Origin of the sequence: Streptomyces sp. PTY087I2 (assembly GCF_001687325.1) — a bacterium.
Lineage (GTDB): Bacteria > Actinomycetota > Actinomycetes > Streptomycetales > Streptomycetaceae > Streptomyces.
Genome location: NZ_LZRD01000002.1, coordinates 189,973 through 204,768, shown reverse-complemented (window position 1 = coordinate 204,768; position 14,796 = coordinate 189,973). Strand labels below are relative to the sequence as shown.

Sequence of the window (14,796 nt, the reverse complement as noted above, 5' to 3'; positions counted from 1 at the left end):
AGTCCGGCAGAATGTATGCCGAGAATTTCACGCAGAGTGATGCGCCTCACGCGTGACGGCCTCTGCGGGACGCTTCCCGGGCCCCTCCCGATCGGTCCCGGTGCTGGTCAGGCGGGTGATCGCGGAGCCGCCAGCCGGTGCGCCGCGTGCTCCCACAGCTCAGGCCCCTGCCCCTCGACGGCGGCGGCGAACCGCTCGGGGCGGGCGAGGAGCCGCCGGTGGCCGGGGTGGAGCGCGCTGTGCGCCAGCAGCCACCCCGCCAGCAGATGCGGATCCCCCGGGGCGGCCGCCGCGTGCTCCCGGTAGGCCTCCCGTGCCGCTGCGGCCTCACCGTGGACCAGCAGGACGTCGGCGTGGAGTGGCGCGGTGTCCGGTGCCAGGTCCGGCGCTCCGTCCCGCCCCCTGTCCGCCGCGGCACCCGCGGCATCCGCGGCATCCGCGGCATCCGGGCGGAGGTAGAGCGCACCCCGTACGTCACGCCAGTGGGTGCGTTCCGCCGCCGGGACGAGCCGGGGCGGCCGGGGAAACGGGAGCGGGGCCCCGGAGCGCACCGCCGCCGCCAGCCCGGCGCGCTCCTCGTCCCCGCACCGCAGATGACGCAGCCGCCACTCGGCCCGGTGCCCGGCCGCCGCCGCACGGGCCCGCGCCACGGCCGGCCCGTCCACGGGTTCGCGCAGCCAGCCGTCGACGGTGCGGGTGAGCCCGGCGACCAGTCGGCGGCCGGGTCCGGTGAGCGCCGCGCGGGTCGCGAGGGTCCGCAGGACCGTACGGGTCTGGAGGCGGCGGAGCGCGAACCGGAAGGGCGCCAGGTCCAGCGGATCGGCCGCCCGGTCCCCGACCCGGTCCCGCCAGAATCCGGCGACGCCGACGAAGGCGTACGCACCGTGGAGGAGGCCCGGCAGATGGCGCGGGTCCGGGCGCCATGGGGCGTAGTGCTCCTCCGTGCGGTCGTCGTCGAGCATCGCGAAGAGGTGGAGCAGCGCGCCGAGCTTGCTGTGCTGGAACTCGTGGACCATCGTCTCAGCCAGAGCCGCGCCGTTCGGCGGCTCGGCCACCACCATGGAGCCGAACGCGTCCGCGGTGGACGCGCTGAGCCCTTCGACGGGGCCGTCCGGCAGCCGCCCGGGCCAGGGGACGATGCGCCTGATCGCCTCGGGGCGGAGCGTGCCGGGGCGGGTGGCGGTGGTACGGGGGCCGGAGCCGGGGCCGGTGTTGGTATCGGTACGGGGACTGGGGCCGGTGTCGATGTCGGTACGGGGTCCGGGGCTTCCGGTATCAGGCGGGCCGTCGGAGGCGGAGCCGGAGACAGACGCCGGGTCGCGGTCGAGCAGCGCGACCGCCTCGGCGAACAGCCGCTGCCAGGTGGCGAGTTCACGTGGGGTGAGCCGACGGGGCGGGATCGGGCGGTCGAGGTCGCGGTAGGGGTCGGTGTCGTCGAGGGCGACCTCGGGCCCGTCCTTCCCGACCGGCAGCCGGTGCGTCGGCCACCACACGGCGCTCTGCGGTGCGGTGAGCGGGCGCAGGGTCAGGGCGGTCGCCCCCGTGTCCTGTACGGTCGCGGCGAGCCGCAACTCCCCGTCCCGTACGCGCGCGCGGACCGGCTGGAAGCCGAGCAGCGGGGCGCCGGGCAGCCGGGCGAGGCCGAGCGTCGGCAGGGACACCGCGCCTTCTCGCGCCGGTACGACGAGATCGGCATCCGTCCCGGCGCGCAGCACGGCCACCAGTGCGACGGCGGCCAGGTGCCCGGCGTCCACCCAGAGCGGAGGGCCGACGGCGGTACCGTGCAGGCGGCGCAGGATGTGGGCGAGCCAGCTGCCCACCTGGGGGCCGATCAGCAACTCCTCGGCGGAGCCCGGCATCCGCGCCTCGGCCCGCTCCACGGTCCGCCAGATGGAACCGAGGTCGGCGGGGCCCAGCAGGGCGGGCCGCTCCTCCAGCCGGCTCAGCAACTCGCCGATCAGGAGGAGGCGTCGGGACCGCTCACCCTGTGCGAGGAAGCCGATGGCCTCCACCGACCCGCCGCCCGTGGCCAGTTCGTCGAACCAGCGGCCGGGCATCCGTATGGGTGCCTGCACCCGCTCTCCTCTGTCGTGGTCCCGACGCGACCCCTGCGAGGTCTTTCCCGGGGCGGGCCGCACAGCGCTCAGTCGGCGCGAGCGGTGGGAGGCTCCGACAGCGTGCTGGTGCGCGCTCTTCGGATCTCCTCCAGCAGACGCCGTCCGGGAGCGGGAGCGAGATCGCGCACGGAGGCGACGTCCACCTCCGCGAGGTCCGCGACATCGGACTCCAGGTAGTCGGCCGGATCACCGGCCGATGCCGTCTGCTGCAAGGCCTGTTCCCCCTTTTCGATCCGGCGGCACACGATGCCACCCGTCTCTTCCCATCATGACGAATGGGTTGCCTTCCGGAAACCCGTGCGATCACGCCGGACGATCAGGGAGCCGGTCGATTCTCGGCCAGGAACTCCCTTAGGGCCTCCTCCAGTTCGGCGGCCCGGTCCGGGTCGTCGTCGAGCAGCGTGACGGCCCGGTAGAGGTCCCAGGGGCCTTCCGGGCGCCGCCGCAGCGTTCGCAGGATGCCCAGGACATCCGTACGGGGCACCACGTGCCGCGGCATTCGAGCCACCAGGACGGGGTCCAGCTCGGCGACCATCGCCTGGCGTTCGTCACGGTCGCTCATCAGCGGATAGGCGAGGAGCGCGTCGACCACCCGGACCAGCCCGCCGGCCGCCCGACCGCCCCCGGGACCGCCTCCGTTCCGTGGTGCGGGCGGGGCCGGAGGGGCGGGCAGATGTTCCGTGTGTCCGGGGTGGTGCAGCTGAAGCGTGGGCAGTTGGCTGTGGCTCCCCTCGGCGCGCAGCCGGTCGAACCGGCCCCGGACGGCCGCGAAGAGCGCTTCCGGGTCGGGGGCCGGGCCGCCGGGCAGGACGGCCAGCTCGCGCAGGAGGATGTCCGAGAAGACACCCTGCCCGCGTACGGGGTCGTTGGCCGCGCGCTGCCCCCGGTCGGCGGCCAGCAGCACGCTCTGCCGGTGGACCCGCAGGCGCTGCCCGGCGGGGAGGCTCCCGTCCGGGATCGTCACGGCGGAGCGGTGGCGCTCCTCGAAGGTCTGGCAGGCGTCGACGACCCAGTTCTGCTGTTCGAAGCCGGGCAGGACGTCGCTGCTCAGCCGGCGGCGGGCGGACTCCAGGTCGATGTTGCGCCGGTCGGCGTCCGTGGCGTCGGCGCAGTAGAGCCGCAGATGTTCGTCCCGGTCCAGGACGCCGTGCCCGCCCCACCAGATCCAGAGCATGTCGCCCTGCCGGGTCGGCAGTTCATGGACGAGGACCCGCCGCAGGGTCTCGTGGTCGGCGTCGCGGTGGCCGGTGACCGCGTCCGTCCGCTCCGCCGGGGCCAGGTGCAGCAGGATGTTGGCGTCCGGCACGCCCGTGGACCGCAGCCAGTCCCGGAACCGCAGGGCGTCGCGGACCGGGCCCGGCAGCGTCCAGCGCGGTCCCGCCGCATAGGCCTCCACGCCGACGACGAGCGCCACCACACGTGCCGGGTCGACGTCGGCCCCGGCCACGGCGGCCGAGCGGTCCGGGCCCGCGCTCACGGCAGCCGCTCCGCGATGGCGCGGTAGACAACCGGGTCGCTCCAGTAGGCGCTGTGGGCGACGGGGAACGGCTGCCGGTTGTCCGTCGCGATGTCCTCGGCCCGGCCGGGGAACACCGGTGCGGCGGCGAAGCCGAGCAGATCGCGGCGGTCGTGGATGTTGAGCCAGCCGGGAACGTGCGCGGGCAGAGGCTCCGGGTGGTCGAGGTGGGGCAGCGCCCCCGTCTCGTACAGGAACGGCGCCTGCGAGCCCACCGTGACCAGCAGCCGGACGCCGGGCAGCGGGGCCTCGATCAGCGTGTCGAGGGCGATGATCCCGCCGAGGCTGTGGCCGAGGAGGACGACGGGCGGCTCCACGGCGGCGGCCAGCTCGCGCAGGGCGGAGCGCAGGGGCCCGCCCCGTACGAGGAACTTGAGCACGTCGCCCGCCGCCGGGTGGGCCGCCCCGGTGAGGGCGCGACGGCGGCGCACCGCGTAACGGGACCCGAGCCGCAGCACGGGCCGGCCCAACAGCCGGCCCACCGGACCCCTCGTGGAGCCGGGCGTGGTGGCGCCGAGCTCCCGGGCGATCCGGTCCACGGCGGCGTCACGGGCCGCGCCGTCGCAGAGGACGGGCGCGTCCTCCGCCAGGGCTGCCCCGATCACGGCGGCGGCCAGCGCGCGAGCCAGGAGCGGCGCCAGGTCTTCGGCGTCGAGGGCTTCGGCGGCCGGGGCGAGCAGGGGGCTGCGGGCGAGGGCGGCGGCCCGTGCCCCGAGGCCGGGCCCCAGCTCCGGGGCGACGTCCTCGCCCCGGGCGGCCAGCGCCGCCAGCCGCTCCCGGAACTCCTCGTCCGGGAACGCCGCGCCCGGGGGTGTCTCTCCCGCAGGGCCGTGCGCGGCGGCCAGGGCCAACTCCGCCTCCGGGTCCCCGTACAGGCGTTCCCAGGCGGCGGTCTCCTCGTCCTCCTCCTCGCCCTCCGCGTCCCGTCCGGTGGCCGCGAACCCGTCGGGCGGAATGCTGGCTCCGCCCGCCGCGAGCCGGGCGCCGTACCGCTCGCCCCAGTCGAGCGGCACGACCCGCACGCCCCGGGCGGCCTCGGCGAGCGAGGCCGTGACCCGCGCGTTCAGGGCCTCGGTGTGCGGTGGCCGCACCCCTGTGCCGTGGATGAAGATGACCGTGGTCATGTGTCGCCCCCCCGTCAGCGGCATACCTGCCAGTGGCATACCCGTCAGCCGCGGCCCGTCACACGTTTCCCGTCAGCGGTCTCCCGGCCCTGCGGCCCCGGACTCGGCTCTCCCCCCGGCCCCGCGTTGCCGAGTTCGGCTCTCCCTCGACTGGCAGCCCCGGGCTCGCCCCCGTACCGGTCCGTCGTCTCACAACGGGATCACCGTCGGGTCGTACTCGATGCGCTGGTGCAGCCGGGCCGAGGTCCGCCACGGGTGCTCCTCCCCCAGAACCCGCGTCAGGCCCTCCACCGCACGGGCGTTGAGCCGGTCCGCCTCCGTCGAGTGGCCGAGTCCGCGATGGTCCAGGGAGAGGTTCGCGACGCAGACGAGGGTGAAGGGGTGGTCCTCGCCCGCCACTTCGGTGAGCAGGGGCAGCGTGGCGCTGTCGACCTCCAGGGCACCGGCGAAGTCCAGCCGGGCGTAATGGTCGTTGGCCCGGCCCAGCGCGGCGGCCAGCGAGTAGACGTGCCGCTCCCCCAGGTCCGCGCGGAGCCGTTCCCCCGCGACCGTGTCCAGCCGCTCGGCCTCCTCCACTTCACCCAGCGCCCGCAGGGTGGCGGCCACATTGATCATGGCGCAGAGGGTGTACGGGTGGTGGGCGCCGAAGATGTCCCGGTAGCCGTCGAGGGTCTGCCGCCCGAGACGGCGGGAGTCCTCCAGCCGGCCCGCGATCCTGCGGTCGACGACCGCCGCCAGGGCCGCGCCCAGGGTTTCCGGGTACTCCGGACCGTACCTGCTGGTGAAGCGCTCCAGGATGTCCTCGACCAACTCGGCCGCCCCCTCCAGGAATCCGGCCCGGCGACGGCAGATCGCGAGGTTCAGCGCGGCCCGGATCGTCGCCGCGTTGGTGGGGCCGAAGTGGGTGCGGTAGGTCTGGTAGGTCGACTCCTGGAGGGCCCGGGCTTCCAGGAAGTCGCCCGCCTCGCGGGTGTCCGCCGCCAGGGCGCTCAGGGTGTTGACGGTGAGCCCGCTGGTCGGGCCGTAGAGCAACTGCCGCTGCCTGGCGGACTCCTCGTCGATCTCCCGCGCCTGCCGGAAGTCGCCGTTCACCCGCAGCGAGAGGCCGTAGCTGTGGGCCGCGCTCAGCGTCGTCGGGTCCTCCGGGCCGTAGAGGTCGCTCGCCCGCTCGTAGGCCTCGGCGCTCAGCTCGCGGGCGGCCTCGAAGTCGCCCCGGTACCGCAGCGATCCGGCCAGCTGGAGCATGGAGTCGATCACCTCCTCCTCGGGGATCGGCGCGGTGCGCGAGACTTCCATGGCCTGTTCGCTCAGCGCCGCGGCCTCCGCGATCCGGCCGAGGTGATGGAGATAGAAGCCGAGCATCTTGGTGATCCGGATGACATGCAGGTCGTCCTCGGCGGACTGCTCGCTCCATGCCTCCCACGCCTGCCGGGTCAGGTCGGCGCCCGCGTCGTGCGCGCCCCAGTAGTAGAGGAAGGTGACCATGTCGAACACCAGGTCGCGCACCCAGGCGTCCGAGCTGCTGACCGCGTCGGAGGCGATCATGTGGGGCAGCAGTCCGAGGTAGGTGGACCACTGTTCCGGTGAGGCGGGCAGGCCCGGTTTGGCGGTGGTCAGCAGCAGGTGGGCGGCGTTGCGCATCCGCTCCCGCTCCTCCGGATCCAGCCGGGCGACGATCACGTTCTGCATGAGCCGGTGCATCTGGAGCGTGCCGGCCTTGTGGTCGAGGCGGACCAGCGAGAGCTTGCTCAGATCACGGGTGGCGCGGGCGAGCAGCAGCGGGTCCCGGAGCACAGGGTCCAGCTCGGGGGTGATCTGGACGTTGCGGCCGCCGCGGAGCATGTTCAGCGGGATGGGCTCGGGCGCCATGCAGGCGCAGATCTGGAGGAGTTGGCGGGCGGCAGGGTTCTCGGCAGTGAGCCTGCCGAGCGAGATGTCCCAGACGGCGGCGACGGGCAGCGGGTAGTCGGGGGACGGGGCGAGGTCGAGGATCTCGGGGCGGCGTTCTTCCAGCAGTTGGAGGTACTCGTCGACGGGCATGCCGGTGGCCGCGTGCCAGGCTCCGGCCTGCTCGACGGCCAGCGGCAGATCGCCGAGCGCCTCGGCGAGCCGGCCCGCGTCGTCGGTGCTCAGTCCCCGGGCCCGGCGCTGGAGCAGGGCGATGCTCTCCTCACGGTCGAAGACGTCGACGCTGAGCGGTGTGGCGACCCGCTCCCACTCCCGGTTGCGCGAGGTGACGATGATCTTGCCCGGGCCGCCGTTGGGGAAGTACGAGCGCACCGCGTCGATGTCCTCGGCGTTGTCGAAGACCAGCAGCCAGTTGTCGAAGGGCTTGCCGGTGCGCAGGGCCTCGCGGACGGCGGGCACGGCGGTGTTGGCCTGCGGGCCGACCTCCAGGCCGAGGCCGGCCGCCAGTTCGGCGAGCGCGGCCAGGATCAGGCTTTCCTGTTCGGCGGGGATCCACCAGATGACGTTGTACTCGCCGCTGTGGCGGTAGACGTACTCCACCGCGATCTGCGATTTGCCCACACCGCCGAGCCCGTGCAGAGCGTGCGGGAGGACCGCCGTCGTCTCGTCCTCGGCCAGCTGCCGCTCCACGGCGGCGAGAAGGGACTCGCGGCCGGTGAAGTTGGGGTTCTTGGGCGGTACGTTGCCCATGATCTTCGGCTGGCCCGAACGGACGAAGCGTGCTTCCGGCGCTTTGACGTTCATCTCCGCGTGAGCCCTCCGGGCTGGATCGTCAGCTGGTACCGAGGTGTCAGCTGCTGTGGGTGTCGTGGGCGGCACGGGTCCTCCTGGTGAAACGACGCTTTCCGGTGGCAGCTTTGCCCAATTCGAGGCGTCTTTCATCGGTTTCCAGACGATCTCACCCGGCTGGGCAGGGGTGCCGCGCGGCGGACGCACCAGCCGGGTGGCCACCCGGGCGGCCCGGCCGGCGTACGGTCCTGCCAGCGCCCGCAGAACCGCGAGTTCGATCCTCAGCCAGGGGCGGGCGCCGGGCTCCGTGTCGGGCAGGGCGGTGCGTACCGGGTCGTGGAGGGCGGCGCGGAGCCGGGCGCCGTGGCCCCGCCCGGTCCGCAACTCCGCCAGCAGGTTGACCGTACGGGCGAGTTGGGTCCGGGTGCTGGTGGCGAGGAGTGCTTCGCGTACGCCGTCGGCGAAGTCCGGTCCGTCATCGGTGCCGGTACCGGTGTCGGTGCCCCAGTCGATCAGGCCGCCCATCATGACCTCGGCGAGGTGCTCGGGCCCGGCCTCCGGCAGGGCCAGCTCGCGCAGCTCCTCGATGACGGCGAAGTCCATCGGGACGAGGGCCAGCAGCCCGGCCAGCTGCCGCGCCAGGGGGCCGGCGAGCGAGCGGAACCTGCGTACGGCGGCGGCCGCCGCGCGGGGGCCGTCGACGACCGGGGTGCGCAGCCCGGGGGCGGAGGCGCCCTTGGCCATCGCGCCCGCCAGCACGACCGGCAGCGTCCGTCGCACCCCGCGTTCGCCGGTCACCAGGTCGGCCCAGGCGCGGAAGGAGCCGGGGCGCACGCTGAGCACCGGTACGGGCACGGTGTCGTCGTCCGGTTCGGGCAGCGGCCGGACGGGGTCGTGGGCGCCGAGCGGCGGGCGGCAGTGGAAGCGCCGGTTCGGTGCGCCGAAGCCTCCGGCGTCCAGTTGGGCGCGGAAGGGGAACAGCGAGGAGCGGTGGCGCAGATAGGGCGGCAGGAGGTGGACGAGGGCGGTGGGCCCGCCCGAGGCGAGCCGTTCCAGTAACCGGTCGGCTCCCGGGCCCGCCCAGCCGGGGGCGAGTCCGTCCGTGACGACGAGGAAGAGCCGGGAGCCGCGGCCGTCGACCAGTTCGGCGGGGTCGCCGTCGCGCCCGCCGGGCCAGCGCAGCGCGGGTTCGCCTGCTCCGGCCGGCAGGGTCACCCCGACGGTGCGCACATCGCGGAAGGCTCCGCTGTGGGCGGCCTCGTCGGCGATCTGCCGGACGGTGCCGTGCCACGGCGGCATGGTGGGGGCGCGGTCGACGAGGAGCACCAGGTCGAAGGCGCGCTCGCGGTCGGGGAGGAAGTAGGGGATCCAGAGCCCGTCGGTGAGCCCGTGCTCGGCGGTGCTCTCCTCGTCCAGCGCGCTCCGGCCGCCGGTGGGCACCCTGCGGCCCAGCCCGCGCAGGGACCTGGCCAGCAGCGGCGGGCCCGTCCGCACGGCGCGGGGGCCGCGCCCCGGCAGCCGGTCGGGGCCGGGGTGGGTGCCGGTGCCGGCGCGTTCCGTGGAGGTCTGGATCTCCCGTTCGTACGCCGGTGGCCCCGGCAGCCCGGAGACCCCGGGCACGGCGTCGCGCGCGGGGTGGGCCGGCGGGTCGGGGACCGGTTCGAGGAGGGGGCGGGGCGCTCGGTCGCGGCGTGGCTCGTCGGGCGACGGGTGGACGGCAGCGGGCGTGTCGGGGTGCCGTTCGGCGGGGGTGGGCCGGTCCGGGGCGGGTCCGCTGGCGCGGTCGGCGCCGATCCGGGCGGCGGCGAGCCAGGCGGCGTCGGCGAGCCCCGTCCAGTCGGCCGCGCCCGGGTCGTACGGGCTGCCGCCCTCGGGTCGGTCGCCGGTGGCACGATCGGAGGAGCCGGCCGACGCGGACGCGGAGTCCGGAGCACGCTCCCTGGGCAAGCCGTTCATCAGCGGCCCTTCGAGAGGTCTCGGAGGAGCATCTCGAGGAGTTTACGCCCGTCGGCATCCGCTTGAAAACCGCCCGCGGTGGTCAGCTGGACGGCGTTGAGCAACTGGTCGATCGACTGGGTGCCGCCGCCGCGCAGCCGGTTGACGAACTCGTCCACCAGCGCCTCGACACCCTCCGGGCGCTGTCGCAGATGGCTGACGACGATGCCGATGAGCTGCTCGCGGCCCGGCGGTTCCATCTCCAGCGGCAGGCAGCGGCGGCGGAATGCGGCGGGGAACTCCCGTTCGCCGTTGCTGGTGATGACCACGACGGGGAACTGCGCGCACTCGACCCGGCCGCCCTCGACGACCGCCGTGCCGTGCGGGTCGTCGGTGAACACGGTCGCCGACTCCTCGTTGCTGCGGACGAGTTCGGGGATCTCGTAGCTGCCGTTCTCCAGAACGTGCAGGAGGTCGTTGGGCAGGTCGATGTCGCTCTTGTCCAGCTCGTCGACGAGGAGCACCCGGGGGCGCTCGTAGGCGAGGAGCGCGGTGCCGAGCGGGCCGAGGGTGACGAAGTCGCCCAGCGTGGGCGGCTCTTCGCCGGGTTCGGGGTCGGTACCGGGCTGGTTTCCGGTGCCGGGCGGGTTTCCGGTGTCGGGCGGGTTTCCGGTGTCGCCGGCCCGCCAGGCGGCGATGGCCTGGGCGCGGCCGATCGCGTCGTACGCGTACAGACCGTCCTTCAGTGTGCTGCGGCTGACGACGCTCCAGGGCAGGACCCGGCCGAGCCCCAGCTCACGGGCGAGCAGATAGGCGAGGGTGGACTTGCCGACGCCCGGCGGACCGGTGATGAGCAGCGGGCGGCGCAGCAGGATGGCCGCGTTGACCGCGTCGATCTCCTCGCGGCGCAGTTGCGGCCCGTCCTGGATCCGGCCGAGGCGGCGTTCGGCGGCGCGGTCGTCGTCCGGCGGTGGGGGCTGGAGCGGTGCCCCGGGGAAGGTGCGCCAGGGAGGTGGTGCGGGCAGCTCCGGCGGCTCGGCCCCGGGCGCCTTTCCGGTCGCGTGGAACACCCACCAGGGGGGTGGCGGCGACGGTGGTGCGGCAGGGGTCTGCCCGGTCATGCCGACATCAACTCCTCGCGGTCGACGAGTCGGTGAGGATCATCCCAGAAGAAGGCGATGTGCCGACCCAGCCACAGCGGGCCGTCCTCATCGATCTCCGCCCCGACCCTCAACCTGTTCACCGTTTCCGGCAGTTGTCCGTACGAGTGGCCCAGGAGCAGCGTGAGGAGCTCGCTGGACTGTGACGTGCTCCGCGGCCTGCGGTCCCAGGCGGCGAGACCGACGCCCTCGACGACGGCGGCCTGAAGCGCCTCCAGGCCGTGCCCCTGGACGGCGGGCTCGTCGAGGATGACCGCGGTCAGCGACTCGTCGCCCGCGAGCCGCGCCCGCCAGCGTTCGAATCCGCCCCGGTCCGCCGCCCGCCACCGGTGGGTGGCCGGGGCGGGCGCGGTCCGCAGCCGGTCCCAGCGGGCCTGCCAGCGGCGCAGTTGCCCGGCGTCGCCGCGCATCCGGTCCAGGCTGCGCAGATGGACCCGGTAGCGCATCCCTAACGGCCACGACCTCGGGGTCCGGGTACCCAGCTCCAGGCGGGCCATGTCGTGGTTGAGCAGATCGAAGGGCAGAAGGAATTCGACGTGTACGGGGCCCGCGCCGGCCACGGGGCGGTCGGCCCACAGCGTCTCACCCCGGTCGACGGCGCGTTCGACGGCCCCGGCCAGGGTGTCCAGGGTGGCGGTCTCCACCGTGCCGGGTTCCGGCCGCCAGTAGCCGGGGACCTTGTTGATCCAGTGCCGGACGAAGACGTCGGGTGAGCCGTCCCGCGCCGGGTCGACCATCACGACCAGGCAGCGGGGCACGGTCGGGTCGGGGGCGGCGGGGCGCTTAAGGCGCTCCCGGCAGCCGGCGAGCGCGTCGGCCGCCCCGGGGACGGGCGCCCGGGCGTCGTGGTCCGGTGCGGTGGGGTCGCCCGCGGCCCAGCGGTCCGACCACGCGCGCAGGGGTGCGCCGCGCTCGGCCGAGAGGGCCGCGGCCGCCTCGACCAGGACGACGGCGGCCGGGAGGCCGTCGGCGCAGGCGGTCATGTCCTGTGCGTGGTCGAAGAGTTCGGCCGGTGTCCCGTGGTCGGGCAGCTCCCCGGGCAGTTCCTCGGCGAGCAGGGCGCGCAGCCGTCCGGCGTCGATGTCCGTGGCCTCGCCGAGCAGCCGGCGCGCCTGGCGGGCGATGTCGTCGGCGAAGAGGGGCGCGGGCCAGGGGGCCGGCCGCTCGCTGTCGGTCCGGATCCCCGCCTCGGCGGCGATCCGCTCGGCGTCGTCCTTGCCGGAGACGGCGCGGACCGCGTAGATCAGGGCCTCGGGGCCGTCGGGCCGGTGGATCACCTTGCGGACCACGTACATCATGTCGGTGCGAGGGGTGCTGTCCGGGTGGGTCAGTTCGATGTCGAGCCGGTAGGCCACGGCGTGCACGAACTCGATCCGCTGAGTCCGGTCCTTGACGCAGTCGAGCAGAGTCAGCGCGTCGACCAGGATCTGCGCCAGGTCCGGTCCCGGGCGCCCGTGCGGGACAGCATTCATCGCCGACCATCCCCCGCCGAGTCGGTCCAACTCACATGGCTGAACGCGAAGTTACCACGGTTGAATCTTCGGCAACCAGGATCTTGCCCGGCCCCGGCGACCGGAATTCCGGGTCCCGCCCGGGCACGGGGATGAGGGGGCCGGCCGAGCGGAGCACCACGTCCGGGGCGGGGGCACGGCCGGGCGATACGGCCTCTCCCCCGCCCCCGGCCAACCCCGCCGTCAGCCCAGGAGAACCGGGAAGGCGGCCATGTCGTTCTGCGTCATCACCGGAAGTTTGGTGATCTCCTCGTCCGGGACGGCGAGGCGGAGTCCGGGGAAGCGGCCGAACAGGGCGGGCAGCGCGATGCCCGCCTCGACGCGCGAGAGGGCCGCGCCGGGACAGATGTGCGGGCCGTGGCCGAAGGTCATGTGGCGGTTGCGGGTGGGCCGGGTGATGTCGAAGGCGTCGGCGTCGGGGCCGTGCTGCTCGAAGTCCCGGCCGATGGCCCGGTAGGAGATGACGACTCCCTCGCCCTTGCGGATCACCTCGTCGCCGACGGCTATGTCCTCGGTGGCGAACCGCATGAGCAGATGGGTGGTGGGGGTGTCCCAGCGCAGTGTCTCCTCGATCACCGCGTCCCAGCCGATCTCCCCGTCGAGCACCTGGCGCAGCTGGTCGGGGTGGGAGAGGAGGGCGCGGACGGCGTTGAGGACGAGTCCGATGGTGGTCTCGTGCCCGGCGGCGACCATGGCCTTGAGGTTGCCCACCACCTCCTCCTCGGTGAGCGGTTCGCCGCCCTCCTCGGCCAGGATCAGCGCGCTGGTGAGGTCGTCCGTGGGCCGGGCGGTCTTCTCCCGTACGAGGTCGGTGTAGAAGACGTCCAACTCCGCGAGCAGGGCGAGGCGTTCGTCCTGCGGGGTGAGCATGGAGAAGAACGCCTTGTACTGCCGGGTGAGCATGGCGTGCTGGGACTCGTCGACGCCCATCAGCATGCCGACGACCTTCATCGGCAGCGGCTGGGCGAACACCGCCTTCAGGTCGACGACCCCGTCCTCGCCCTGTGCCGCGTCGAGGGCGTCCAGCAGTTCGTCGGTGAACTTCTCGATGTCCGGGCGGATCGCCTCCAGTCGGCGGGGGGTCAGCGCCTGCGAGGTCTTGGTGCGCAGCCGCCGGTGCTCGGAGCCGTCGACGGTGAACATGGAGCGACCGGCGTCGATCATGCCGATCAGCGGCCATGCACGTGTCACCACTCCGCTCTGCCACAGGCCCCAGGCGTCGATGTCCTTCACCAGCCGCGGATCGACGAGGAGTTGGCGCGCCTCGGCGTGCCGAGTGACCGTCCAGGCCGGGACGCCGAGCAGGTCGATCCGGGCGAGGACCCCGGCGTCGCGCAGCCGTACGGTCTCACCGTCCAGGTCCTGGACCATGGGGTCGATGGTGATGACCCCGGCGTTCCGGCCGGCTTGAGCGGCTTCGGCGTGCGGGCAGTTCACAACGCGTCTCCTGTCGTGCGTACGGGGGTGAAGCGGACGGGCAGCGCGGTCGTGCCGCGCAGGAACGCGGACGGCCGGCGGACCAGGTCGGCGGCGGGGACGGCCAGTTCGAGATCGGGCAGCCGGTCCAGCAGCACTTCGATGCCGGTACGGGCGATGATCTCGGCGATCTCCTGGGCGGGGAAGGGGCAGCGGTACTCGCCGTGGCTGAACGCCAGATGGGCGCTGTTGCCGCCCTGCCCGGAGCGGACGGCGGAGGCGGTGACCTGCTGCCGGATGTGGGGGTCGGCGTTGGCGGCGCCGAGGCCGAGCAGCAGCATGTCGCCGCGGGCGATGTTCCGGCCGCCGAGCCGGGCGTCACGCGCGGCCCAGCGGCCGGCCAGGATCTGGGTGGGGCCGTCCTCCCAGAGCACCTCGTTCATGGCCTCGGCGACACTGTGCCGACCGCCGGACAGCGCGTCGGCGAACTGGTCCTCGGTAAGCATCAGCCGGGTGGAGTTGCTGATCCAGTCGGCGGTGGTCAGGTGCCCGGCGGCCGTGATGGCCATCAGGTCGAGGGCGTACTCCTCGTCGGTGAACGGCCCGGGGTGGGCCAGCATCCGCGAGGTCACGTCGTCGCCGGGCCGGGCCCGCCTGTCCGCGACGAGCCGCTGCATGTGCTCGCCGAAGCGCAGGTGCGCCTTCTGCGCGCCGGGCCCGCCGTCGGCGAGGTCCTTGAGCACCCGCGCGATGTCGGCGCCCTCGTCGTCGGGGAAGCCGACGAGCCGGGCGAGCACGAGGACGGGCAGCGGCTCGGCGTACTCGGCGACGAGGTCGGCGGTTCCCCGGCTGCACACGGCGTCGATGAGCCGGTCGGCCAACTGCTCGCAGTGCTGACGGATTTCGAAGGGGTCGGCTCCTTCGAGGGCGGGGACGACCATGTCGACATGGCGGCGGTGCTCGGCCCCGGCGGTGAAGTAGATGGACGGCATCGGCGTGCCCACCATGGGCAGCAGCGGCCAGTCGGCGGGGATGTTGCCCCACTGGTTCCACAGGGAGACGTCCCGGGGGAACAACTCCCCGTCGGTGGTGACCTGGTGGAGTTCCCGGTAGCCGATCACCAGCCAGACGGGAACGCCGCCGGGCAGCTCGACCGGGACGACGGGACCGTGCTCGCGCCGCATGGAGCGGTAGAGCTCCTGGGGTTCGGTGTCGAAGCCGGGCCCTCCGAGCGCGACGGCACCCGTGGCGGCGCCCATGGGGCAGCCTCCGCCGGTACCGGTCGGGGACGCGGGCGTGGCGGACGGGGGGTTCGTCATC

General features: G+C 74.0%; 9 protein-coding genes. All 9 read right to left on the bottom strand.

The annotated features are described in order from the left end of the window. Positions 1-107: 107 nt before the first annotated feature. Entirely contained in the window at positions 108-2,075 is a 1,968-nt protein-coding gene (locus A3Q37_RS02745) for an HEXXH motif domain-containing protein (RefSeq protein ID WP_065477030.1), read from the bottom strand. A 68-nt stretch (positions 2,076-2,143) separates the two neighbouring features. Further along, entirely contained in the window at positions 2,144-2,329 is a 186-nt protein-coding gene (locus A3Q37_RS02740; RefSeq protein WP_255311713.1) for a hypothetical protein, read from the bottom strand. A 104-nt stretch (positions 2,330-2,433) separates the two neighbouring features. Next, positions 2,434-3,594 (bottom strand): effector-associated domain 2-containing protein, encoded by a 1,161-nt coding sequence (locus A3Q37_RS02735; RefSeq protein ID WP_065477025.1) that lies wholly within the window; start codon positions 3,592-3,594, stop codon positions 2,434-2,436. Then, the gene (locus A3Q37_RS02730; protein WP_065477023.1) at positions 3,591-4,757 is read right to left on the bottom strand and encodes an alpha/beta fold hydrolase; all 1,167 of its coding nucleotides are present in this window, start codon (positions 4,755-4,757) and stop codon (positions 3,591-3,593) included. The genes A3Q37_RS02735 and A3Q37_RS02730 overlap by 4 nt, the downstream gene beginning before the upstream one ends. A gap of 189 nt (positions 4,758-4,946) precedes the next feature. Then, positions 4,947-9,410: an FxSxx-COOH system tetratricopeptide repeat protein gene (gene fxsT / locus A3Q37_RS02725; RefSeq protein ID WP_065477020.1), complete on the bottom strand. Its 4,464-nt coding sequence runs from the start codon at positions 9,408-9,410 to the stop codon at positions 4,947-4,949. Beyond that, a complete protein-coding gene (locus tag A3Q37_RS02720) occupies positions 9,410-10,510 on the bottom strand; it encodes a MoxR family ATPase (RefSeq protein WP_065477018.1) in 1,101 nt (366 codons plus the stop codon). Before A3Q37_RS02720 ends, fxsT begins: the two co-directional genes overlap by 1 nt. Further along, positions 10,507-12,021 (bottom strand): effector-associated domain 2-containing protein, encoded by a 1,515-nt coding sequence (locus A3Q37_RS02715; protein WP_065477016.1) that lies wholly within the window; start codon positions 12,019-12,021, stop codon positions 10,507-10,509. Before A3Q37_RS02715 ends, A3Q37_RS02720 begins: the two co-directional genes overlap by 4 nt. 222 nt (positions 12,022-12,243) lie before the next feature. After that, positions 12,244-13,497 carry a cytochrome P450 gene (locus A3Q37_RS02710; protein WP_065477014.1) on the bottom strand — a complete coding sequence of 418 codons (1,254 nt, stop codon included), beginning with the start codon at positions 13,495-13,497 and terminating at the stop codon, positions 12,244-12,246. Then, complete coding sequence (locus tag A3Q37_RS02705; RefSeq protein WP_065477012.1) at positions 13,494-14,795, bottom strand: cytochrome P450; 1,302 nt, start codon at positions 14,793-14,795, stop codon at positions 13,494-13,496. Before A3Q37_RS02705 ends, A3Q37_RS02710 begins: the two co-directional genes overlap by 4 nt. Position 14,796 lies beyond the last annotated feature (1 nt).